This is a genomic window from Arthrobacter globiformis, assembly GCF_003261175.1.
In the GTDB taxonomy this organism is placed as follows: Bacteria; Actinomycetota; Actinomycetes; order Actinomycetales; family Micrococcaceae; genus Arthrobacter; species Arthrobacter globiformis_A.
Genome location: NZ_QLNP01000099.1, coordinates 36,590 through 56,989, shown reverse-complemented (window position 1 = coordinate 56,989; position 20,400 = coordinate 36,590). Strand labels below are relative to the sequence as shown.

Here is a 20,400-nt window from a genome sequence, read left to right as displayed (position 1 = left end):
CAGCCCGGGAACCTCAGAAGCCAGCCTCAGAAGAGTGCCTCCACGGGCTCGATGAGCTCCGGGGAGTTGTTGCGGACGTTGCCCACAGCCTTGCCCACCGAGTCCACCCGCCAGCCTGCGGCAACGTCCTTCACGCCGGACCGGACGAGGTCCACCAGGCCGGCAGCGTCGTCAACCTGCGGGTCAAGCCAGGCCGCCATGGTGTCGCGGCTCATGGGCAGCGGGACGCGGTCGTGGAGCGATGTCAGTTCGGCGAACACGGTGCCTTCAGTTCCCGCCGGCGGTGAGTCCGCCGTCATGATGGACATCGAGAGCATCCACTGGGCGGGTTCCCCCGGCGGCACGGACGGGTCCTTCCACCACTCGTACAGTCCGGCGAAGGCCATAGCCGAGTCGTCACGGGGGTGGACGTAGTAGGGCTGCTTGCTGCGGCCCTCGCCCTGCTTCCATTCGTAGTAGCCGTCCGCCGGGACTGCGCAGCGCCTCGACTGCACCGCCTTGCGGAAGGCCGGCTTCTCGAGGACCGACTCGCTCCGGGCGTTGATCATCTTCGCGCCGATGCCCGGGCTTTTCGCCCAGGACGGCACCAGGCCCCAGCGGGCGACGTGCAGCTGGCGGACCGTGCCGCCGTCGATAAGCCGTTCCAGGACGATGGGCGCGCCGTCCGTGGGCGCAACGTTCCACGACGGCGGGATTTCGGTTTCGTTTTCAAGTTCGGCGTCGAATTCGGCCAGCAGATCCCCGACTGCCCGGGCCATGACGTAACGTCCACACATGGCACCAGCATGCCATTGCAACAGAGGCCGGGGAATACCGGTGCCCGGGTTACGGTTGTGGGGAAGGAAACCGACAGGACCATATCAATCCGAGGAGAGCCCGTGGACTTTACCCCCGAAGACGGCACCATCACCATGTTCTCGACTACCTGGTGCGGCTACTGCAACCGGCTGAAGAAGCAGTTGGACGCCCAGGGCATCGGCTACACCGAGATCAACATCGAAGAGGTCGACGGCACGGCCGAGCTCGTGGAGCAGATCAACGGCGGCAACCGCACCGTCCCCACCGTCCTCTTCCCGGACGGCACCGCTGCCACGAACCCGTCCGCAGCCGAGGTCAAGAGCAGGCTCGCCGCGTAGGGCGGACGCCACAATCAAGATTCACCAGCAAAGGCACCGGATTCCGGTGCCTTTGCTGGTTTGTTCAGACCTTTTCCTCGATCCGGTTGTTCACCGGCCTCCGAGCGTGGGCTTCCCCGCGGCGGGGCTCCTTGCGGCGGGCCAGGAAGGCCCACAGCCTGGTGCTGTCCGCGTGGGTCCGGGGTTCCGGACGGTCCACAGGCTCCCCGGGAGCAGCTTCCGGCGGCACCGGCTCCCGGTGCACCTCAGGCTTCCGGAGGGCATCCTTCCGGGTGTCCCAGCCGAAATCCGCCCGCGATGAATAACACATCACCGACCTCCTTTTTCAGCGGCTGTCCCTTAATCGTCCTCTCCTGCGCGTTTGAAATCGACAGGTCCGGGTACGAAAAATCCCGGCGGGCCCCGCTCCCGGCGACGGCCAGTCCAGCGCGTTACAGTTCGAGTTCCTTCCCGCGTTCCAAAGGATTTGCTGTGAGTCCAGTTTCCCCGCAGATCGGCACCGTCTTTGTCCCCGTCAGCGATATCGAGGAAGCCCGCGACTGGTATTGCGGCATGCTGGGCGTGCCCGCCGGTGACAAGGTCCTGCTGGACCATCTGTACATACTCCCCATGGAGGGGGCCGGCCTCGTCCTGGACAGCGAGATCTACTCCCCCGGCGCCGTTTTCCAGGTTCCTGCGTTCCACTTCAACACCGCGGACATCCATGCGGCCCATGCCTTCATGAAAACCCGGGGCGTGGAACTCACCGAAGTCAACGATGACCAGTGGTTCAACTTCCGGGACCCGGACGGAAACGTCCTCATGATCTGCCAGATCCCGCCGGCCACCGAGTAGACCGGCCGACGGCGGGGTGCAGCGCTAGGCGCGAAGACTGCTGAAGTCCGCCTGCCCCAGCATGGCGTACTCCGCGTAGGTGCGGACCACCGCGTCCTCGATGGCCTGGACGTCAAGGCCGGGCACAAGGTCGTTGGCCGCGCCGGCGGTCGCGGGATCCCAGTCCAGCCCCAGGGCCTCGTAGCTGGCCGTCAGCACCTCGCGGATGGGCGCCGAATCCTCCACCACCACGACGGAGCTGAACAGCCAGGCGCCGGACACCACGCGCTGGGCTGTGCCGACGAGCTTGATCCGGTGGTCAGGGGCCCCGGGCGCGAAGCCGTGGACGCTGTATTCGCCCGGACAGTACTCCCCCGGAATCTCGCCGACGGCGGCGTGCACGCCAACACTCTGGAGTGCTCCCGCCAGCATTTCGCCGAAAAATGCGAAACGGCCTTTGGCTCCGGCGATCGCATCGCTGTGCGGCTCCACGTGGTCAATGATCAGAGTGCCCTCATGGTACGCAGCCGCGCGGCCTCCCGCCTTGCGGATCAGCGGCTCGAACCCCAGTTCGCGGCAGGCCTGGGCGGCGGCGCCAAAGCCGGGCAGGCGGGTGTCGCGCTGGCCGAAGGCAACAGTCGGTGCGGGCCGGTACAGCCGAAGCGTGGATCCGATGTCCCCGGCCCTGGCCTTGCCGAGCAGTTCGATCCCGAAATCAAGGTCACGGACTGCGCCGAGGGACTGCTCCTGCCGGACGAGGGTCAGAGTGCGTGAATCAGCCCCGGCCTGCTGCATGTTGCTAAGCTCCCTTATGGTCGTGTTGCACTTTCTGGTCGTCGCCGCTGCTTTCGCCGTGATCGACGCCGTGTGGCTCAAGCTCATGAACCCGTTCTACCGCAGCCACGTCGGTGAATTGCTGGCCAGCCGGCCCCATCTAGGGTACGCCGTGGCGTTCTATTTGATTTACATCGCGGGCATCGTTTTCTTTGCCCTGCGGCCGGCACTCGACGGCGGCACCTGGCTGACCGCCGTCGGGCATGGGGCGGCGCTGGGCGCCTTCGCGTACGCAACGTACGATCTCACCAACGCCGCGACGCTCAAGACCTGGCCGCTGCAGCTCATTGTTGTGGACATGGCGTGGGGCGCCCTGCTGACCGCCCTCGCGACGCTGGCGGGCTGGCTGGTCTTTCACTAGGCAGCCAGCTATCAGCTCTTCCGCACGGTGAGGATCTGTTCCGCCCGGCCGAACGGGCCGGACCGGTCATGGAGCACCGTCGAGGTGAGGCCGATCCCGTCGGCACCGAAGGACACGGCGTTGTCCAGCCCGAGCCACTCGCCCTCCGGCCGCCGGTACATGTGGATTTGGAGGTCCAGGTTCGGGAAGGCGTAACTGTCCTTGCCCGGAGGCACCCGCGTGGCAATGCCGTTGGCGGTGTCCACGAGACCCATGAGCCTTGCCATGTCCGTGCTGTCATTTCTGTCCGTCAGCGGATGGTCGGTGCGCAGCCACACTTTCCCGGCGCCGGGCCGGTGACCTTCCGCCACCCGCATTTCGAGGGAGCGGATGTAGCCACCGGGCCACACGCTCACACCGTCATAGGGCTTGCATTCTTCCGGCGAGGGAATGGCCCCGTCCTCGACGGCGGCCACGGCGGCCGTATCGCTGGTGACCATGCGCCAGGCAGTCGCCCGGATGGCCACACGCCCGGCCGCCACCAGTTCAGCCTGCAGCAGCTCGATGGTGCGTCCCGGGCGCAGCGTCGAGGTGACGATGTCAAATTCACCGCCGGGGATCAGTCCCAGGATTTCGTAGCTGAGCCTGGCCATCCGCATGTCGTCCCGGGGTTCATGCCGGTCCAGCCGGTCCGCGAGGAGCCCGGACGCCGGGGCCATGTGCTGTTCGTGGGCGTTCCAGGCCCCCTGGGCGTGGATGGTGGAGCAGAAACGGCCGCCGCCCAGGTCCTGGTAGTAGAAGTCGCCGCCGGCGAGTTCCGGGAGTTCAGCAGTCAACGGTGACTCCTTCAAAGCGTGATCGGTTAATCCCGGTTCACTCTATCGCTTCCGGATACGGAGCGTCGGCTGGCTGTGGGCTTTTCACAGCTTCCTCAAATGCCCGGCTCACGGCCGGCATAAGTCCGGTCCATACAAATGATGCATGACCTCACAGCAGAACACCCGCAGCAAAGAAATTTCCTCCGACGTCGCCCGGCAACCCGGCGAAGCGGGGTACCCCGGCCCGCCCGGCCCAGCCCGCGAGCGCGGCAAGACAAGGCCGACGCGCCGGGCCATCCTCGCCGGAGCCCTCGCCCTCACGCTGTCCGCCGGCGGCGCCACCGCCTGGGCGCTGGACAGGTTCGTGGTGCAGCACGTGGAGATTTCCGATGTGTCCGCCTACGAGGCAGCCCAGGGCGCGTCGTCCGGGACCACGACAGTGGGATCGCCCGCCTCTGTCACGGACACCTCCTACACGGCCGACGGCACCAACATCAACATCTCCACGGTGGTCACCGGCAGCGGTGACAGCACGGTCACCTACTACGTTGCCGACGTCGCCCTTGACGACGCCACGACGCTCAAGTCCGCGTTCGCCAACGACAGTTTCGGTGAGAACATCACCCAGACCACTTCGGAAATCGCGGCTGCCCACAACGCGATCTTCGCCGTCAACGGCGACTACTACGGCTTCCGGGACACCGGCATCGTCATCCGCAACGGTGTTGTCTACCGCGACGAGGGCGCCCGCCAGGGGCTGGCGTTCTACCGGGACGGAACCGTGAAGGTCTACGACGAAACCGCCACCAACGCCGAGCAGCTGGTCGCCGACGGCGTCTGGAACACCCTGTCCTTCGGGCCGGCAATCGTCCAGGACAGCCAGATCGTGGACGGCATCGAGGACGTCGAGGTGGACACCAACTTCGGCAACCATTCCATCCAGGGCGAGCAGCCGCGCACCGCCGTGGGGCTCATCGGCACCAACCACCTGGTCTTTGTGGTGGCTGACGGCCGCAGCCCGGGCTACAGCACCGGCGTGACCATGACGGGAATGGCGCAGATCATGAAGGATCTGGGCGCAGAAACGGCCTACAACCTCGACGGCGGCGGCTCCTCCACCATGTATTTCGACGGCGCACTGGTCAACAATCCGCTGGGTGCAAACCGCGAGCGCGGCACCTCTGACATCCTGTACATCGGCAAGTGAAGTCCCGCCATGATCATCCTGATCCCCGCCTACGAGCCGGACATCCAGCTTCTTGAAGTGATTGGCGCGATCCGCGCAGCAGACCCCGCCCTCAGTCTCGTCGTCGTGGATGACGGCAGCGGGCCGGCCTACGGGCAGATTTTCGACGGCGCGCGCCGGGCCGGCGCGCATGTCATCAGTTATCCGGCAAACCTGGGCAAGGGCTCCGCACTGAAAACCGGCTTTCGCTTCATTCTGGACCGCTTCCCCGGCCAGGACGTGGTGTGTGCAGACAGCGACGGCCAGCACAGCGTCGTGGACATCCTGCGCGTGGCCGGCGTGGCCGGCACTGACGCCGCCTCCATGGTGCTCGGCACCCGCACCTTCGCCGGCGACGTCCCCGCACGCAGCCGCTTCGGCAACGCCGCCACCCGGCTGCTGTTCCGGCTGGCCACCGGCGAGCGCATCGCGGACACACAGACGGGGCTGCGCGGCTACCCTGCAGCCATGCTGCCCTGGCTCCTGACCGTAGGCGGTGAGCGCTACGAATACGAACTGAACCTCCTGCTTGAGGCCACGACGGCCGGCTACGGCATCGCCTGTGTGGGCATCGCCACCATCTATTTGGACCGCAACTCCGGATCGCACTTCCGGCCGCTCGCGGACTCGGTGCGCATCTATGCCCCGCTGCTGAAGTTCCTGCTGTCGTCCCTCGCCGGCTTCCTGATCGACACCGTCGCCTTCCTTGCCCTCAGCGCGGCTACCGACTCGGTTCTGGCGGCCGTCGTCGGTGCCCGTTGCCTGAGCGCCACGGCCAACTATCTGATCAACCGCCGGCTGGTGTTCAAACACGGCGGCGAGAAGCCTGCCCGCGCCACGGCCGCCCGATACGTCGCCCTCGTGTTCTCCATGCTGGCGGCGAACTACGCACTCCTGACGGCGCTGGCAGGCGCCGGCGTCGCGGACCTGCCCGCCAAGCTACTCACCGAAGTCGCCCTGTTCGCCGTGAGCTACGCCGTCCAGCAGCGGTTCCTTTTCACCAAAGGTCATAAACCAGACCTTGTTCCGGCACAGCCCCGGCACAGCTTGGCCGTGAATCGTAGCAAGTAGCCCATCACGAGACCCGGAGAATCCCATGAACCACCTGATACTTATCGCCGCAGACGTCATCGCCATCTGCGTGCTCACCTTCGCGCTTTACATCCGCCGCCACCGGCGCAGGGACCTGGCCGTGTCCTATCTCGGGATGAATATCGGCGTCCTGGCCGTGGCCACGGCGCTCTCCGGCTCCGCCGCCGGCCTGGGACTTGGGCTGGGCCTCTTCGGGGTTCTCTCGATCATCCGTCTCCGTTCCACCGAACTGGCCCAGCACGAGGTGGCCTACTACTTCTCCGCGCTGGCCCTGGGCCTGATCTCGGGCGTTGGCGTCGAACCGGTCTGGCTGACCCTATCCCTCATGGGACTGGTGCTGGCCGTCATGTTCGTCGGCGACCACGAGTGGGTCCTTCCCGCCTACCGGCACCAGACCGTCGTCCTGGACCGCGCCATTTCCCGCGAGGACGAACTCACCGCACGGCTTGAGGAGCTGCTCGCCGCGAAGGTCCACACGGTCACCGTGCAGGAACTGGACCTGGTGAACGACAAGACCATCGTGGACGTCCGCTACGCCTGCCTCCCAGCCCGCGGGAACCGCCTGGTCGGCCCGGACGGCCCGGGTGTAGCAGCTTCCGCCGCGGCAGGTGCGGCATGAGGGCCACACCTCCTACCGAGGAGACATTCATGAGCCTCGCCGGACTGCCGCCGATCGGCCTCCAGGAGCTCAATGCAGAAGCCGCCCTGCAGACCCGGGTGGACCGGAAGTACGTGGTCCCCGCCGCGACTGCCCGGCAGGTGCTGGCAACCTTCGCCGGCCAGGCCCGGGTCCTCGAAATGGACGGCCTCCGGTCCTTCGCCTACGACTCCGTCTACTTCGACACTCCGCAGCTGGACAGCTACATGCTGGCGGCCCGCGGCCGTCGCCGCCGCTACAAGATCCGCACCCGGACCTATGCGGACACCGGCACCAGTTTCCTCGAGGTCAAGACCGAGGGGACACGGGCGGCCACCGTCAAGGAACGCATCCCCTATGACATCGCGGACCGCTCCCGGCTCACCGCGGAAGGCCTGGAGTACGTCAACGAAACCCTGGCCACGGCCGTTGGCGACGTTCCGGACGGCGCCCTGGGTCCTGTGCTGGAAACCCGCTACCGCCGGACCACCCTCTATCTCCCGGAGTCCGGCAGCCGCGCAACGATCGACTCGGACGTCACCTGGCAGACCGGGGACGGCGAGCCGTGGGTACTGGCGGGCAGCGTAGTGCTCGAGACCAAATCAGCGTCGGCCGCCGGACCGCTGGACAGGCACCTGTGGCGACACGGTGTGCGGCCGTCCAGGATCTCCAAGTTCGCCACCGGGATGGCCGCGCTGCACCCGCACCTGCCGGCCAACCGCTGGAACCGGACGCTCCGGAACAGCATGCGGCTGGCCCCCGCAGCCTGACCCGCTCCCTGCTTTCGACTCCCCAAGACCCCCCAAGACCTCCAAGGAACCACCATGCGCAAATTCAGCACGACCTTCTCCGTGGCCGCCTTCGCCCTGGCCCTCATCCTCGCCGGCTGCTCCGCCTCGGGAAGCACGGCCTCCAACGGAACGGCCGCCGGCAGCCAGTCGGGCACCGGCACAGCGTCCAGCACGCAGATGGTGACGGCAGCCTCGATCTCCGAGGACACGCATTACGACGCAGACGACCTCACCTGGGAGGCGGCCAACGAAGTGGCCGTCACGCTCAAGGCCGGCGCCTCCGCGGCGGCGGGCTCCGCCGCCGGAGTAAAGGTCGACGGCGACACCGTCACCATCACCGCCGCCGGGACCTACCGGCTGTCCGGTGCCCTCGATGACGGCAAGGTGGTGATCGCTGCCGGCGAAGAAGACGTGGTCCGCGTGATCCTCGACGGCGCGACCCTCGCCAGCTCAACAGGCTCACCGTTCGTCGTCCAGAGCGCCAACGAGGCCATCCTGTTCCTCGAGGACGGCAGCACCAATTCCATCAAGGACGCTGCCACGTACGCTGACCAGGGAACCGACGCGCCGAACGCGGCGCTCTACTCCATGGCCGACCTGACCCTGGCCGGGACTGGCTCGCTTCAAGTCACCGGCCAGTACAACGACGGCATCGTGTCCAAGGACGGCCTGGTTCTGGCCGCCGGCAATGTCACAGTGAAAGCAGCCGACGACGGCATCCGCGGCAAGGACTACGCGGTCCTTCTGGACGGGGCCTACCAGATCACCGCCGGCGGTGACGGCTTCAAATCAGACAATGACACCGACGACGGCCGCGGCTGGCTGCTGGTCAACGGCGGCAAGCTCACTGTCAGCGCCGGGGACGACGGCGTCAAGGCGCAGAACCAGCTCGCCATCGCGAACGGCACCGTGACTGTATCGGAGTCGTCGGAAGGCCTCGAAGCCCAGCACATCGCCGTCAGCGGCGGCACGGTCTGGGTGACCTCCACCGATGACGGCGTGAACGCCTCCGGCGGCGCCTCAACCGCTGCCCAGCCAGGGGGCGGCATGGGCGGGCCCGGCGGCGGGGAATCGGTGGGCGACTACAGCGTGGACATCTCCGGCGGCTCCCTCACCATCAATTCCGAGGGCGACGGCCTGGACTCCAACGGCAACGCCTCCATCTCCGGCGGCACCGTGGTGGTCAACGGGCCCGAAAGCAACGGCAACGGTGCACTCGATGTCAACGGCGAGCTGGCAGTCAGCGGCGGAACGGTCGCCGCGGCAGGAAGCGCCGGCATGGTTGTCACCCCGGGGACAAGCTCCACCCAGTCAGGCGTGCAGGTCACCTTCGCCTCGACCGTGCCGGCGGGCACCACCGTGCAGCTGGCCGACGCGGACGGCAAGCTCGTGGCCACCTTTGTGACCACCAAAGCCACCGGCTCGCTGGTCCTATCCTCGGGGGGCATCGAAGCAGGAAAGCAGTACACGGTGTACACCGGGGGCACGGCGAAGGTGCAGTCAGGACTGGGCGATGGCGCCCTCGACGGCGCCACGGAGCTCGGCACGGTCACGGCCGGAGAGTACACGCAGGGACGCGGCCCCGGCGGAAGGTAATTCAGGCCAGAGGCCAAAGCACCCGTGGAATCCGGCATACGTCCGGCGCGGCATATTCGCCTCGCCGGACGCGCGCTTAATGTACGGATCTCCATATGATGATCTGGGTAGACTCGGAGACTGGTCCTTCTAGCAGCCCTCGGAAGAGGTGTTCGATGCGAGTTATTAGCTACAACCTCCGCAAGCACAAGGCGAGCGGTGAACTGATGAGTCTGGCCCGCAACTTTGGGATAGACGTCCTTTGCCTTCAGGAATGTGACTCAACCGATCTGCCTGACACGCTCGGCCCGCTCCATCTGGCCGACTACACGAAGGGCAACAGGCTGGGCCTGGCCATCTACTACCGGACTGACCGGTTCACGGCCCTGGATACCCAGACCTTTGCCCTGAAGAAGTCGATGCACGACCGCGTGATGGCACCGGCCCATGAGCGGCTGATCGGCACCCGGATGGTGGACAACGAAACCGACCATGAGCTGGTGGTGGGTTCGTTCCACGCCGCCCCGCTCACGGCCTCCAACTCACTGCGGCGGAAGCAGATCCACGCGGCGCATGCCGAGCTGCTGAGCATGGGCACGGGCCTCATGACCCTGATGGTGGGCGACTTCAACTACCCGTTCTTCACCAAGAGCCTTGACACGCACATGAAGAACTCCGGCTACGCCCTGTCCCTGAGCAACCGCAGGACCTACACCCGGTACAAGGTCTTCAAGGGCCACTTCGACTTTGCCACGTCACTGGGCCTCGACATCGAAAGCGTGGAAACCCTCCCCCGGGGGAAGTCGGACCACCTGCCCATCCTGGTGACCGCCGAATACGGCGCCGACCGGTCGCCGATCAAGGGGCAGCCCGTTTCCTAAACCCAACTGGGTAGCAGCTCAGGGCGTTCTCAAGGCTGGGAACGCCGTCAGCTGCTACCCAGTTGGCGTACCGGGATGACATCGATCCGGACGCCGGGTCCGACGACGACCAGCACCCGCTCTGCGCTCACACCTTCCAGCGCGGCCATAAGCGTTCCGGCATCCGGCTGTTCCGGATCCGGCTGTTCCGGATCCGGCCCTGCCGGTAGGCCGGACCGCAGCCAGACCGTCACGTCGGCACCGGAGGCTTCGTGGATGGCGCGTGACAGCGGAACAGGATCGGAGCCCGTCACCAGGACGACTTGGCCGATCGTCCGTCGCGCAGTCCGTACCGGACCGGCGTCTTGCACCCGGCCAGTTTCCCGCAGTGAGCCGGTTTCCGCCGGCAGCACACGCTCCCTGCGCCAAACGCTGTAGTGATAGGCGGCCACGAGCGCGGTGGAGGTCAGCAGTCCGAGCGGCGCCCGGATCCGTCCCACCAGGTTTCCAGAGCGCACCGGGTCCAGAAGATGCTCAAAGGTCTGGTAGCCGACCACCAGCAGGGCGATCAGGGCCACGACGGCGCTGATCGCGAAGATAGCCACGAGGTAGATGCGCCGTCCGGCAGCGGCGCGGGCCGGCAGGCCGTCTGCACCATCTGCTCCGCCCGCATCATCGGCGCTCGCCGATCCGCGGCGGTCCGCCGGCTGCCACGCCCACCACCAGACCGCACCGCCCACAACCAGGGCACTGATTCCGCCCAGCAGCAGTGTGCGCGTGCCCGTGCCCGCCAGCGTTGTCTCGGCAAAGCCCAAGGCGGCGTTGACTACAACCCCCACACCCGAGGCCGCAGCGGCCACCGCCACTCCCGATGCCAGCAGCAGCCCCGTCGCCCGCATCTTCTCCGACCGCGCGGCCGTGAGCAACGCGTGGTAGCGCCAGACGAGGCACCCGACAGCTGCCGCGGCCAGCGCGGGGCCAAGGGGATCCACGAGCCGGATCATGTCTTCGGAGCGGTCCAGTACCAGCCGCAACAGGACGAACACGGCTGTGACGGCGCCGGCCATTGCCGTAATGCAGCCGCCAAGCACTCCGAAGACCGCCGCGGCCACGTTGGCCAGCGGTGAGAACAGGCGCCGCGCTTCGCCAGAGACCCAATGCCACCACCAAACCAGGAATCCGCCGCCGGCCCAGATGAGTGACTGCAGCACCGAAACCCACCAGGGCGATCCCACGTCATGGGTACCTGCCAGCCCACGCAGCGCCGCATCGAGAAGACTGCCAAGCGCAGTCACGGCCCCGCCGGCACCTATCAGCAGGCCCAACACCGAGCCCGCGAGCGCCGGGACGGTTCCCAGCCGGCGCGGGCCCTTGCCACGGTGCTGCCACATCCACCGGTGCCATGCCCAGACGGCGGCCCACACCACACCCGTAGCCAGGGACGAACGCCATTCCAGGCCCTCACCCAACGCACCCGCCGCGCCGGTTGCGGCGCGGGCCAGCAGCCCAACCAACTGCGATACAGCGCCGAGCACAGCCGTAACCGCAGCAATGAGGGCAACGATGTATACGCCGGAGACGTACAGCCCCCAGGCACCCGAGGAGCGCTCCGCTTCTTCCCCCTGCCGGCGCCACACGAGCCACCACAGGACCGCGGCCATGGACCCGCCGACCAGCGCAAACGCAAGGGACCGGGCGAGGCTGCCGACGTCGTTCCCGGCCAGCCCCGCGCCGGAGGTAAGCAGCCGCTCAAACAGGCCGCCCACGCCGGAAGCGCCGATCAGCACGAGGACAAAGAGGAGTACAAAGACCACCAGCCGCCGCACCGCGGGCACCGCGGGCACCGCCGGCGATGATGATTCGCGTGAGCCAGGCCGGACGGTACTCACGGCTTCGCCGCCGGAACGGGACAGATGGTGAGCTGCCATGGGGCAGTGGCAACGAGCCAGTTGCCGTTCACCCGCTCAAGGTTAAAAACGGCCTCGGTCTCATATTCGGAATTCCCGAACGGACCGTTGCCGTAGGAGGTGGCCAGGACGGCGTGAACGTCCGCAGTGTCGGCATGCTCCACGGTGGAGGCCAGCGTGACCCGGAGCGTGCCCGTCTCAGGACGGTCCGCCGGCACGCACGGCCGGTCCGGCTGTCCGGAGCGTCCATCAGTCGTGAAGCGTGCGGCTGCCGCGGCGTCATTGTTCAGGACGGCGGCCGCATACCGCTGGACCACACCCGCCGGCGTATTCTCAGCAAGCGGCTCCGGCTCGCCCCGGAAAAAGACCACAGCGAGCGCCACGGCGACGAGACCGGCAATGATGACGAGAACTACGATCAGGGTCCGGTCGGGCCGTGGCGGTGCGGTCATCCGGGCAGCTAGGTGGTGTGGTGCTCGACGGTGAAGTCGCCGCCGGGGTACAGGATGGTCTCGTGACCATCGTCAAAACGGACGTGGTACGGCGGCGCTCCGTCGGCGCCCCGGACCTCCAGAATTTCACCGTGCCGGTCCGAGGACTCAACTGTCCTGCCCCGGATGATGATGCGGTCTCCCTGGGTTGCCTGCATGGCAATCACCTCCCAGCCCTAGAGTACGATGCTCTTCCCTCCGGCGGAACAGGTCCCGGGTATCCTCCACTGACGGAACGGGATTAAGCCCGGCCCCCTGTGTGCCGGATGCAGAAGGGGGTCCAGGGGCGGGCCTCCAGCCGTCCTTCGGCGATCTGCTCTCCGCACACCGCGCATATTCCGTAGGTGCCCGCTTCGATCCGTTCAAGGGCAGCGTCCACCTCCGCCAATCCGGACCGGCTTTGGTCCAGAAGTGCCGACGCCTGCGAGAGTTCGAAGGCGATGGTTGCTCCTTCGGGGTCATGCTCGTCGTCGACGTTGGAGTTCTGGCGGGCCGCATTCGCGGAGGCGATGTCTGCGCTGAGCGCGGGCAGGAGAGCGAGCTTCCTCGCCCGTTCCTCTTCCAGCAGCAGCCGGAACTTCTCAGTGTTCAACACCGGAGCCGTCCAGCAGCCTGCCGCGCAGGTCCGGCCAGGAGGCAGCAAAGGCAGGATGCAGGTTGATGCCGGCCACCTCTTCGACGGGAATCCACAGCAGTTCGATGCTTTCGGGATCGTTGATGGCCGGCTCGAAGGGCTCCAGCACCCGCACAGCCACGGTGGTGTAGGACCAGTAGCCGACGTCGAACACGGACGTGAAGAGCACGTTGACGTTCTCTTCGGGTACAGCCGCCTCCTCATGTGCCTCACGCAATGCGCCGGTCACGGCGTCCTCGCCCTGGTGCAGCGCGCCGCCGGGAAGTCCCCAGGTTCCGCCGTGGTCGCTCCAGGTGGCACGGTGCTGCAGCAGGACGCCCTTTTCCGCATCGTGGACCAGGAGGCCGGCCGATCCGAACCGCCCCCAGAACCGTCCGCGGTCGCCCTCCACCCAAGCATCGCCCGGGTCACGGGGGCCAAGGGGACGGCGGGGATCACCGGGCGAAGGCGGAACGATTTTCTCCATGGTCCCAGTCTGCCTCATGGGAAGATGCTTCGATGAGCCTGCACCTGGTCCTTGTTGCCGACACCCACGTCCCCAAGCGCGCCCGGGCACTGCCCGAGCAGGTGTGGGCGGCCGTCGAGACTGCTGATGTGGTGTTCCACGCAGGTGACTGGATCAGCGCCGGCCTGCTCGACGAGTTCGAACAGCGCAGCAGGCGCCTGATCGGTGTCTACGGAAACAACGACGGCGAGGAGCTTCGGAGGCGTCTGCCCGAGACGGCCAGGGTGACGCTCGACGGCGTCCGGTTCAGCATGATCCACGAGACCGGTCAGGCCAAGGGCCGGGAGCAGCGCTGCGAAGCCCTCTTTCCGGATACCGATGTGCTGGTTTTCGGCCACTCGCACATTCCCTGGGATACGGTGGCGCCCGGCGGCCTGCGCCTGCTCAACCCCGGCTCCCCCACCGACCGCCGCCGGCAACCTGTGTGCACGTACATGACCGCCGTCGTCGCGAACGGGCGTTTGGACGACGTCCAGCTGGTGGAGGTCCCCACCTAGGGCTTTCGGCACGGCGGGTCCAGGGCTCCTGCTAGCGGTAGGACATGCTCAAAAGAAGCGCCTTAAAGGCCTGGCCCTCGGCCCCCGCGAGCCAGGCCTTGGCGGCGTCGTCATCGGCGAATGTGTTCTGGAAGTTCACCTCAGCCACAAGGACTTCCTCTCCGACACGGATGATTCCGTCAAGCGCGGTGGACTTGCCCTCGCCGGGTGCCCCGGCCGTCAGGTGCATGCGGTAGGTCGGCTTGCCGTCCGTCCGGTCCACGTAGAACGAGTAGTTGGCCGCAGGAGCGGGCTGCCCACTCAGACCCGGGACCGGTTCCGACTCGAAGACGGTCCTGTTCACCGGATGGCTCACCGCGTCTGCCATCTGGCCCAGATATGCGGTGAGTTCATTGGTGCTCTGGGGGTCAGACACGGTTGCAGTACCCGACAGCGACGGCTTCCCACCGCCCTCGAAATATCCGGCATGCCATTCGACCGGGTACTGGAAGGAAAGCGGGCGGTCAGGGAACGTGAAGGGGATCAGCTTTCCGGAGTATCCAGCAGCGGTACCAGTGGTGCCCGAGGCGGCGGCGGACGGCGGGGTATCGGGCGAAACGCCCTGCGTGGGGCTGGAACCGCAGCCGGTCAGGCCTAGTGCGACGGCCGCCGCCAGTAAAGCAAACGAGTGCGGGCGAGGGGCAGAGCGCACGATGGTGCCTTTCGATCACTGGGCCGAGGATCGGTACCCTCACTCTGCACGCCGGACAGGGCCGCCGCTAGGCATGCCGGAATGAATCCATCGAATTGTTATAGGGATGCCAACAGGAAAGGGGGTCCTGCCGCGGTTTCCAGGGCGGGACTCCCTTCGAATCTCCGCTGGAGACGGAGAGCCAGGCGTGGTGGTCCTGTTGGGTCAGTCCTTCTTGAAGGCGTCCTTGACCTTTTCACCGGCCTGCTTCAGATCGGCCTTGGCCTGGTCGGTTTTACCCTCAGCCTCCAGGCCCGGATCGTCGTTAACCTTGCCCGCCCCTTCCTTGGCCTTGCCGCCAAGCTTTTCTGCCGCGTTGTCGATTTTGTCGTCCAGACCCATGCCACTGTCCTTCCGTCTGCCCAGCCCGCTGGCTGCAGGCTGGCTCGTGCTCCCAGTCTAGGTCCGCTAACTGGCCCGGTGAAGGGCAGCTACCACTTACGTGCGCGGGCTTGCCAGCAGCCTGTCGGTGGAGGCGTCAGCTTCCCCGCCGAAGAAGTGCTCCAAGACGCGCCGGAACACCTGTTCGTCCGGCACCGCCCGCAGGAACAGCGTCATGGAGGACTGAAGCTTCCGGGCATCGATGCCGCCGAAAATCTCCGCTGCGCCGCGGTTGCCGACGTTATCGACGGCGGTGGCGCACTCGATCAGCCGCGGTCCAAGCACGGGATGCTGCAGGTACGCCCGGGCTTCATCAAGGGATGCGATGGCGTACCGTCTGGAGGTGGCGCTTTGCCCCAGGCCCGCTATCTGGGGAAAGACGAACCACATCCAGTGGCTGCGCTTGCTGCCTGCGCGGAGCTCCTCCAGAGCATGGGCGTAGGTGTCACCGTCGTTCTGCGCGGCGACGAACCGTTCCAGGTTATGCGGGTCGTTCATGGGTTTCCCTAGCTGGATACGTCCCGTTCGATGTCTTCGGCAAGGTCGTCCACGTCTTCAGGCCGCATGCTGATGCCGGCTTCGTCCAGCCGTTCCTCAAGCACGTGGCTCACCTCGTCCTCGACGTGGCCCAGCCGGATCTCGTCCCGCACGTCCCCGGCGATGTCTTCGACGGTAGCGGAGCTGTCCGCTCCCGCCGCGGCATCACCCGCTTCCGCCGCAACATCCGCGTGCGGATTCTCAGTGAAGTAGTCATCGCCGGTAGCTGCAGATTCAGTCATATCCCATGGTGGCGGCTCCGCTCCGAGCGGGTCAACAGGTCAGGCCGGTCAACAGGTCCGGCCGACGAGGCCGTCCGGCGCCCCGGCAACGGACCGGGACGTCGATATGTTTCATTCATCTGCTGGTAACGCGGCGCAGCAGCGGCAGCCCTCACCGCGGCTCACGGGGTTCTGCCCGCGTTTCCGGCCATATGCCTGCTGAGCCAGCAAAAAAGCACCCAGGCCATCAGGTGCCGTTAACAAACCCGAAACACTGCAGTCACGCGGGCTTTACGTAGACGCGATTTTTGAAACGCCCGTGTAACTTGCCACGCCCGGACCCGAAACATAAGTCCACGAATATCAATGAGGGGCGTGGCGCCGGCATCAGCGGTCCGCGGAGAGGATGAGTTTCCTGGGAAGGGAAAGCGCGTGGAAATCACTGCGGCGAACGTTTGGATGATGGTGTCGGCGGCACTGGTGCTGCTCATGACCCCGGCACTGGGGCTCTTCTATGGCGGCATGACACGCGCCAAGGCTTCGCTCAACATGATCATGATGAGCTTCGTCTCCGCCGGCATCGTGGGCGTCGTCTGGGTGCTGTGGGGCTACTCCATGAGCACCGGCGAAGGCGTCCTGGGCCTGTTCGGCAACCCGTTCGCCAGCTTCGGCCTGAGCGGCCTCATGGGCACTCCCGACCTCATCAAGGCAGGCTTCGCCGGAACCTTTGCGATCCTCACTGTGGCCCTCATCAGCGGTGCGATCGCCGACCGCGCCAAGTTCACCGCCTGGGTCCTCTTCGTGCCGATCTGGATCACGGCCGTCTACTGCCCGCTCGCCTTCATGATCTGGGGCGGCGGCCTCATGAGCCAGGGCGGAGCAGTGACCGCCGTCTTTGGCCAGGTCATCGACTTCGCCGGCGGCGCCGTCGTCGAAATCAGTTCCGGCGTTGCCGCTCTCGTACTTGCTCTGATTGTCGGCAAGCGCCACGGTTTCGGAAGGGACCCGGGGCACCGGCCGCACAACGTCCCGTTCATCATGCTCGGCGCCGGCCTCCTCTGGTTCGGCTGGTTCGGCTTCAATGCCGGCGCCGCCACCACGGCAGAGCAGGCCGGACTGATCTGGGTCAACACCCTGGTTACGCCTTGCGCCGCCATGCTGAGCTGGCTCCTCGCGGAGAAGGTCCGCCACGGCCACCCCACCTCCCTGGGCGCAGCGTCCGGTGCCGTTGCCGGCCTCGTGGCCATCACGCCGTCGTGCGCCAACATCAGCCCAGTGGCCGCCATCGGCCTGGGCCTGGTGTCGGGCGTGGCGTCTGCACTCTTCGTCGAACTGAAGTTCAAGTACGGCTTCGACGACTCCCTGGACGTGGTCGGCGTACACCTGGGCTCCGGCCTGGTGGGCACCCTCGCCCTCGGCTTTATCGCCCTGCCCGTGAACGGCGAAGGCGGCGGGCTCTTCTACGGCGGCGGCGTTCAGCAGCTCATCGCCCAGACCGTTGCCGTACTCATCACGCTCGCACTCTCCGGGCTGATGACCGCAATTATCGGCATCGCGATCCACAAGACCATTGGCTTCCGCGTCAGCCACGAGGCCGAAGTTGCCGGCGTCGACCGGTCCGAGCACGCCGAGAGCGCCTACGAGTTCGGCAGCATGGGGCACAGCCAGTTTCACCCGCTCCGCCAGCACATCGGCGCGTCTCCGGTCCTTCGCCCTGCAGGCACGCCGGGTAACGCGGCCGCAGATGACGCCGTCTCGCCCGAGACGGCAGAGGAACTGCAGCCGGCACCGGCTTCCGTCTAGTAGTCCCGCTGTCACTTCGGCTGTCGCAGGACCGCTTCTAGCGGCGGAAGGAGAGCCGGAGCTCCGGCCTTCGCTCCGCCACCGCGTCCAGCACCACGTCAACGGCCTCCCGGTCCGCGCAGCTGTCCGCCGTCGTTGTCTCCGGTAGTACTACTTCAGCGGCGGCCCTGGCGCGGCGGACGAACCCGTCCCAGTCGCCCCCACCCGATCGAAGTGCCCGCAGGGGCGCCATCAGCGACGCGCGGCGGAGCCAGACATCCGGGTCCCCCGCCCACCGGTCCAGCACCGCGTCCGCACGCACACGCGCCTGGCCCCCGAGCCTTTCCATCAGCGGACCAACGACGTCGACGGCGAGCGGGTCCACGAGCGTTGGCATGTGTGCGTCCCGCACAAAGCCCTCCATGCGCGTCAGGTCGGAATTGGTCAGCAACTCCAGCTTGGATTGCAGGAGCACGACGGCGGCCAGGCGCCGCTCGTAAACAGGAACCTCCCACAGTTCTGAACTCAGGGCGGTGATCTCATCGTGGGTCAGGCCGGCATGGCGGCGCAGAACATCGCGGACCGTTCCGCGCACCGCGCCGACCGACGCGCCGTAGTACTGCATCCCGCTGCCGAACCGGTGGCGCATGTCCTCGGCCCGGTACCACGAAGCCTCACGCTGCAGGGTGTCATCCACGAACTCGCCGCCAGCACTCATCCGCTCATTCTTTCCGCCGGGCGCCGGGCAGTCCAACTCATCTTTCCTGGCCCCGGCGCTTATCGGTGACCACCGGGTGACGCCTTGTTTCCGGTCGCCGTCATAAAAGTGTTCCCGCAGGTCGGTGCGGGGAAGCGGTTGCACGGCCCGGGCTGCGGCCTTCCCGGTGTTTTGCGGGCCTTGGTAACGATCAAGTAACGTTGACACCTGTTCCCCAGGGGACGGCCCCACTGGGGCCCCGGAGGCCCCCGCTGGACTCCGGATGCGCAGAGCGGCAACTCGGCTGCTCCGGCCCCGTCGACCGGGGCCCAGAATCGCTTCGTGCTTTTCTTTACCACCTAGATTGTGGCTGCCTTCTGCGCGGCAGCCGTGTGCCCGGAGGGGTCTTTTGCTTAAGAAGAACATAGCCATTGCCATCAGCATCGGCGCACTTTCACTGACCGGATGCGGCCTCGCTCCCTCCACGGAACAGGCTGCCGGTCAGGCTGCCGCCGCCGTGGGAACGGCATCGACAAGCCAGGCCTCCGAGTCGGCTTCCGCCAAGACCGTATCGGCCCACGCCGCCAAGGCGGCAGCGGCAAAGACTGCGGCAACCAAGGCGGCAGCGTCGAAGGCAGCAGCGGCGAAGGCTGCCGCCGCAAAGGCAGCAGCAACCAAGACGGCAGCGGCCAAGACGGCACCCGCCGCTGTGCCGGCAGCCGTTGCTGCTGCTCCCGCAAAGGCAGCGCCAGCCGTCGTCGCTCCTGCCGCCGTTTCTCCCGCCACGACCGTACCCGCAACAGCCGCTGCGCCGAAGGCGCCGGCGGCTCCCGTTCAGCCTGCTGCGGCCGCCGGCGCCGTGGCCCCCGCCGCTGGCAGCGGCACGCAGGCCGCCACCGCCCTTGGCTGGGGTTCGGTTGTGGCCGGCGACGAATTCAACTACGCCGGAACACCGGACCGCACCAAGTGGAGCGTCTACAACAGCCCCGGCCATGCGGGCAAGGGTATCCGCAGCCCCAAGGCGTGGTCGGTGGCCAACGGCGCGGCAACCGTCAGCGGAGATTCGACGGGTACCACCGGCGGCATGTCGGCAAAGTTTGCCAACCAGAAGTACGGCCGCTGGGAGACCCGCATGAAGACGAACCGGCGGGATTCCGAATACCACCCCGTCCTCATTCTCAATCCGGTCACCGCGTCCTCGACCTGTGACGAGATTGACTACGCCGAGAGCACCTCGGATACAACCCTGGTGAAGTTCTTCCTGCACTATGCGTGCAGCGGCACCAAACAGACTTACGCCAGCAAGGCTGTTGACACCACCCAGTGGCACAACTACGCGGTGGAGTGGACTCCCGCCGGCATCACAGGCTACATCGACGGCGTGAAGACGTTCACCGATACGAACCCGGCGCACCAGCCCTCCGGCAGCGTGCACCAGACGCTGCAGCTCGACTGGTTCCCTGACGGTTCCAGCACCACGCCTTCCTGGATGCAGGTCGACTGGGTGCGCGTCTACAAGTAGACAACCCGCCGAAGCCGACATTGAGCACCGAGGGTGTCCGCATTGGCGGGCACCCTCGGTGCTCAATGCGCTTTGCTGCTGTTCAGGTCCTGGAACGCATGGGATCCCGCTCCATGTTCAGACCGACGCCGGATAGCTGGCGAGGATGTAGTCCGCAGCTGCCGGGCCTTTCATGCGGAGGCCGTTCGGTTCTGGGCTTAGGCGCCCTTGCATACCTTCCCAGAAGACCTCCTCCAGGTATGGCACGGCACCGGTGACATGACACCAGCTGGTGTACAAGCCGTACAGGGGGTCCGGCCCGAGGGTGAATCCGGAGCAGTCGTCGGAGGCAGTGGCCTCCATGAGGAACTGGTCAAGCTGTCTGTCAGCCACAGG

27 protein-coding genes are annotated in these 20,400 nt (G+C 66.6%); 12 read left to right on the top strand and 15 right to left on the bottom strand.

Features of this window, described 5'->3' with window-relative positions:
- Nucleotides 1-26: 26 nt before the first annotated feature.
- On the bottom strand, nt 27-776 hold the full coding sequence (locus DBZ45_RS18965) for an SOS response-associated peptidase (protein ID WP_111905385.1): 750 nt from the start codon (nt 774-776) through the stop codon (nt 27-29).
- A 102-nt stretch (nt 777-878) separates the two neighbouring features.
- Here DBZ45_RS18965 and DBZ45_RS18960 point away from each other — a divergent pair, with 102 nt between their 5' ends.
- Nucleotides 879-1,136, top strand: a complete 258-nt coding sequence (locus tag DBZ45_RS18960; RefSeq protein WP_078028863.1) for a mycoredoxin — start codon at nt 879-881, stop codon at nt 1,134-1,136.
- Nucleotides 1,137-1,200: 64 nt separating this feature from the next.
- Here the strand turns inward: DBZ45_RS18960 and DBZ45_RS18955 are convergent, their stop codons facing one another.
- Nucleotides 1,201-1,449, bottom strand: coding sequence for a hypothetical protein (locus tag DBZ45_RS18955; RefSeq protein WP_146617540.1), 249 nt, complete (start codon nt 1,447-1,449; stop codon nt 1,201-1,203).
- A 158-nt stretch (nt 1,450-1,607) separates the two neighbouring features.
- Here DBZ45_RS18955 and DBZ45_RS18950 point away from each other — a divergent pair, with 158 nt between their 5' ends.
- Entirely contained in the window at nt 1,608-1,970 is a 363-nt protein-coding gene (locus tag DBZ45_RS18950; protein WP_111905383.1) for a VOC family protein, read from the top strand.
- A gap of 24 nt (nt 1,971-1,994) precedes the next feature.
- Here the strand turns inward: DBZ45_RS18950 and DBZ45_RS18945 are convergent, their stop codons facing one another.
- Nucleotides 1,995-2,744, bottom strand: a complete 750-nt coding sequence (locus DBZ45_RS18945) for a lipoate--protein ligase family protein (RefSeq protein ID WP_111905382.1) — start codon at nt 2,742-2,744, stop codon at nt 1,995-1,997.
- A gap of 16 nt (nt 2,745-2,760) precedes the next feature.
- Between DBZ45_RS18945 and DBZ45_RS18940 the strand changes: the two genes are divergently transcribed.
- The gene (locus DBZ45_RS18940) at nt 2,761-3,144 is read left to right on the top strand and encodes a DUF2177 family protein (protein WP_111905381.1); all 384 of its coding nucleotides are present in this window, start codon (nt 2,761-2,763) and stop codon (nt 3,142-3,144) included.
- Nucleotides 3,145-3,155: 11 nt separating this feature from the next.
- Here DBZ45_RS18940 and DBZ45_RS18935 read toward each other — a convergent pair whose 3' ends face one another.
- Nucleotides 3,156-3,959 (bottom strand): thioesterase family protein, encoded by an 804-nt coding sequence (locus tag DBZ45_RS18935; RefSeq protein WP_111905380.1) that lies wholly within the window; start codon nt 3,957-3,959, stop codon nt 3,156-3,158.
- Nucleotides 3,960-4,104: 145 nt separating this feature from the next.
- Here DBZ45_RS18935 and DBZ45_RS18930 point away from each other — a divergent pair, with 145 nt between their 5' ends.
- The 6 genes from DBZ45_RS18930 (at nt 4,105) to DBZ45_RS18905 (ending at nt 10,142) form a co-directional block, all read left to right on the top strand.
- Nucleotides 4,105-5,148 carry a phosphodiester glycosidase family protein gene (locus DBZ45_RS18930; RefSeq protein WP_223257164.1) on the top strand — a complete coding sequence of 348 codons (1,044 nt, stop codon included), beginning with the start codon at nt 4,105-4,107 and terminating at the stop codon, nt 5,146-5,148.
- A gap of 9 nt (nt 5,149-5,157) precedes the next feature.
- A complete protein-coding gene (locus DBZ45_RS18925; RefSeq protein ID WP_111905379.1) occupies nt 5,158-6,237 on the top strand; it encodes a bifunctional glycosyltransferase family 2/GtrA family protein in 1,080 nt (359 codons plus the stop codon).
- Nucleotides 6,238-6,262: 25 nt separating this feature from the next.
- Nucleotides 6,263-6,877, top strand: a complete 615-nt coding sequence (locus tag DBZ45_RS18920) for a DUF4956 domain-containing protein (RefSeq protein WP_223257163.1) — start codon at nt 6,263-6,265, stop codon at nt 6,875-6,877.
- 29 nt (nt 6,878-6,906) lie between these two features.
- A complete protein-coding gene (locus DBZ45_RS18915; protein ID WP_223257162.1) occupies nt 6,907-7,665 on the top strand; it encodes a polyphosphate polymerase domain-containing protein in 759 nt (252 codons plus the stop codon).
- A 54-nt stretch (nt 7,666-7,719) separates the two neighbouring features.
- Nucleotides 7,720-9,282: a carbohydrate-binding domain-containing protein gene (locus DBZ45_RS18910; RefSeq protein WP_111905377.1), complete on the top strand. Its 1,563-nt coding sequence runs from the start codon at nt 7,720-7,722 to the stop codon at nt 9,280-9,282.
- 155 nt (nt 9,283-9,437) lie between these two features.
- Nucleotides 9,438-10,142 (top strand): endonuclease/exonuclease/phosphatase family protein, encoded by a 705-nt coding sequence (locus DBZ45_RS18905; protein WP_111905376.1) that lies wholly within the window; start codon nt 9,438-9,440, stop codon nt 10,140-10,142.
- 47 nt (nt 10,143-10,189) lie between these two features.
- Here DBZ45_RS18905 and DBZ45_RS18900 read toward each other — a convergent pair whose 3' ends face one another.
- From DBZ45_RS18900 to DBZ45_RS18880, 5 genes are all read right to left on the bottom strand, one after another.
- Nucleotides 10,190-12,049, bottom strand: a complete 1,860-nt coding sequence (locus DBZ45_RS18900) for a DUF5671 domain-containing protein (RefSeq protein WP_223257161.1) — start codon at nt 12,047-12,049, stop codon at nt 10,190-10,192.
- Nucleotides 12,007-12,480 carry a hypothetical protein gene (locus DBZ45_RS18895; protein ID WP_111905375.1) on the bottom strand — a complete coding sequence of 158 codons (474 nt, stop codon included), beginning with the start codon at nt 12,478-12,480 and terminating at the stop codon, nt 12,007-12,009. Before DBZ45_RS18895 ends, DBZ45_RS18900 begins: the two co-directional genes overlap by 43 nt.
- 8 nt (nt 12,481-12,488) lie before the next feature.
- Nucleotides 12,489-12,677, bottom strand: a complete 189-nt coding sequence (locus tag DBZ45_RS18890) for a DUF1918 domain-containing protein (RefSeq protein WP_102972420.1) — start codon at nt 12,675-12,677, stop codon at nt 12,489-12,491.
- Nucleotides 12,678-12,760: 83 nt separating this feature from the next.
- On the bottom strand, nt 12,761-13,111 hold the full coding sequence (locus tag DBZ45_RS18885) for a TraR/DksA family transcriptional regulator (protein WP_440130536.1): 351 nt from the start codon (nt 13,109-13,111) through the stop codon (nt 12,761-12,763).
- On the bottom strand, nt 13,101-13,637 hold the full coding sequence (locus tag DBZ45_RS18880) for an NUDIX domain-containing protein (protein ID WP_440130535.1): 537 nt from the start codon (nt 13,635-13,637) through the stop codon (nt 13,101-13,103). The genes DBZ45_RS18885 and DBZ45_RS18880 overlap by 11 nt, the downstream gene beginning before the upstream one ends.
- A 14-nt stretch (nt 13,638-13,651) precedes the next feature.
- Between DBZ45_RS18880 and DBZ45_RS18875 the strand changes: the two genes are divergently transcribed.
- Nucleotides 13,652-14,155 (top strand): metallophosphoesterase family protein, encoded by a 504-nt coding sequence (locus tag DBZ45_RS18875; RefSeq protein ID WP_111905374.1) that lies wholly within the window; start codon nt 13,652-13,654, stop codon nt 14,153-14,155.
- Between the two features lie 31 nt (nt 14,156-14,186).
- Here the strand turns inward: DBZ45_RS18875 and DBZ45_RS18870 are convergent, their stop codons facing one another.
- From DBZ45_RS18870 to DBZ45_RS18855, 4 genes are all read right to left on the bottom strand, one after another.
- A complete protein-coding gene (locus DBZ45_RS18870) occupies nt 14,187-14,846 on the bottom strand; it encodes a hypothetical protein (protein ID WP_111905373.1) in 660 nt (219 codons plus the stop codon).
- Nucleotides 14,847-15,050: 204 nt separating this feature from the next.
- The gene (locus DBZ45_RS18865) at nt 15,051-15,227 is read right to left on the bottom strand and encodes a CsbD family protein (protein WP_111905372.1); all 177 of its coding nucleotides are present in this window, start codon (nt 15,225-15,227) and stop codon (nt 15,051-15,053) included.
- A 96-nt stretch (nt 15,228-15,323) separates the two neighbouring features.
- A complete protein-coding gene (locus DBZ45_RS18860) occupies nt 15,324-15,764 on the bottom strand; it encodes a DUF1810 domain-containing protein (protein ID WP_111905371.1) in 441 nt (146 codons plus the stop codon).
- A gap of 8 nt (nt 15,765-15,772) precedes the next feature.
- The gene (locus DBZ45_RS18855; RefSeq protein WP_111905370.1) at nt 15,773-16,045 is read right to left on the bottom strand and encodes a hypothetical protein; all 273 of its coding nucleotides are present in this window, start codon (nt 16,043-16,045) and stop codon (nt 15,773-15,775) included.
- Between the two features lie 411 nt (nt 16,046-16,456).
- Here DBZ45_RS18855 and DBZ45_RS18850 point away from each other — a divergent pair, with 411 nt between their 5' ends.
- The gene (locus tag DBZ45_RS18850; RefSeq protein WP_111905456.1) at nt 16,457-17,827 is read left to right on the top strand and encodes an ammonium transporter; all 1,371 of its coding nucleotides are present in this window, start codon (nt 16,457-16,459) and stop codon (nt 17,825-17,827) included.
- A 37-nt stretch (nt 17,828-17,864) separates the two neighbouring features.
- Here the strand turns inward: DBZ45_RS18850 and DBZ45_RS18845 are convergent, their stop codons facing one another.
- The gene (locus tag DBZ45_RS18845) at nt 17,865-18,524 is read right to left on the bottom strand and encodes a DNA alkylation repair protein (RefSeq protein ID WP_111905369.1); all 660 of its coding nucleotides are present in this window, start codon (nt 18,522-18,524) and stop codon (nt 17,865-17,867) included.
- A gap of 388 nt (nt 18,525-18,912) precedes the next feature.
- Here DBZ45_RS18845 and DBZ45_RS23335 point away from each other — a divergent pair, with 388 nt between their 5' ends.
- Complete coding sequence (locus DBZ45_RS23335; protein ID WP_223257160.1) at nt 18,913-20,025, top strand: glycoside hydrolase family 16 protein; 1,113 nt, start codon at nt 18,913-18,915, stop codon at nt 20,023-20,025.
- Nucleotides 20,026-20,142: 117 nt separating this feature from the next.
- Here DBZ45_RS23335 and DBZ45_RS18835 read toward each other — a convergent pair whose 3' ends face one another.
- Nucleotides 20,143-20,397 carry a hypothetical protein gene (locus tag DBZ45_RS18835; RefSeq protein WP_111905368.1) on the bottom strand — a complete coding sequence of 85 codons (255 nt, stop codon included), beginning with the start codon at nt 20,395-20,397 and terminating at the stop codon, nt 20,143-20,145.
- Nucleotides 20,398-20,400 lie beyond the last annotated feature (3 nt).

Bases quoted from the DNA above. Each gene is read 5' to 3' on its own strand.
- DBZ45_RS18900 (WP_223257161.1), bottom strand. From the start codon at position 12,049: ATGGCAGCTCACCATCTGTCCCGTTCCGGCGGCGAAGCCGTGAGTACC.
- DBZ45_RS18845 (WP_111905369.1), bottom strand. From the start codon at position 18,524: ATGAGTGCTGGCGGCGAGTTCGTGGATGACACCCTGCAGCGTGAGGCT.
- DBZ45_RS18930 (WP_223257164.1), top strand. From the start codon at position 4,105: ATGACCTCACAGCAGAACACCCGCAGCAAAGAAATTTCCTCCGACGTC.
- DBZ45_RS18940 (WP_111905381.1), top strand. From the start codon at position 2,761: ATGGTCGTGTTGCACTTTCTGGTCGTCGCCGCTGCTTTCGCCGTGATC.
- DBZ45_RS18920 (WP_223257163.1), top strand. From the start codon at position 6,263: ATGAACCACCTGATACTTATCGCCGCAGACGTCATCGCCATCTGCGTG.
- DBZ45_RS18890 (WP_102972420.1), bottom strand. From the start codon at position 12,677: ATGCAGGCAACCCAGGGAGACCGCATCATCATCCGGGGCAGGACAGTT.
- DBZ45_RS18945 (WP_111905382.1), bottom strand. From the start codon at position 2,744: ATGCAGCAGGCCGGGGCTGATTCACGCACTCTGACCCTCGTCCGGCAG.
- DBZ45_RS18905 (WP_111905376.1), top strand. From the start codon at position 9,438: ATGCGAGTTATTAGCTACAACCTCCGCAAGCACAAGGCGAGCGGTGAA.
- DBZ45_RS18860 (WP_111905371.1), bottom strand. From the start codon at position 15,764: ATGAACGACCCGCATAACCTGGAACGGTTCGTCGCCGCGCAGAACGAC.
- DBZ45_RS18915 (WP_223257162.1), top strand. From the start codon at position 6,907: ATGAGCCTCGCCGGACTGCCGCCGATCGGCCTCCAGGAGCTCAATGCA.
- DBZ45_RS18880 (WP_440130535.1), bottom strand. From the start codon at position 13,637: ATGAGGCAGACTGGGACCATGGAGAAAATCGTTCCGCCTTCGCCCGGT.
- DBZ45_RS18865 (WP_111905372.1), bottom strand. From the start codon at position 15,227: ATGGGTCTGGACGACAAAATCGACAACGCGGCAGAAAAGCTTGGCGGC.
- DBZ45_RS18895 (WP_111905375.1), bottom strand. From the start codon at position 12,480: ATGACCGCACCGCCACGGCCCGACCGGACCCTGATCGTAGTTCTCGTC.
- DBZ45_RS18875 (WP_111905374.1), top strand. From the start codon at position 13,652: ATGAGCCTGCACCTGGTCCTTGTTGCCGACACCCACGTCCCCAAGCGC.
- DBZ45_RS18925 (WP_111905379.1), top strand. From the start codon at position 5,158: ATGATCATCCTGATCCCCGCCTACGAGCCGGACATCCAGCTTCTTGAA.
- DBZ45_RS18965 (WP_111905385.1), bottom strand. From the start codon at position 776: ATGTGTGGACGTTACGTCATGGCCCGGGCAGTCGGGGATCTGCTGGCC.
- DBZ45_RS18910 (WP_111905377.1), top strand. From the start codon at position 7,720: ATGCGCAAATTCAGCACGACCTTCTCCGTGGCCGCCTTCGCCCTGGCC.
- DBZ45_RS18855 (WP_111905370.1), bottom strand. From the start codon at position 16,045: ATGACTGAATCTGCAGCTACCGGCGATGACTACTTCACTGAGAATCCG.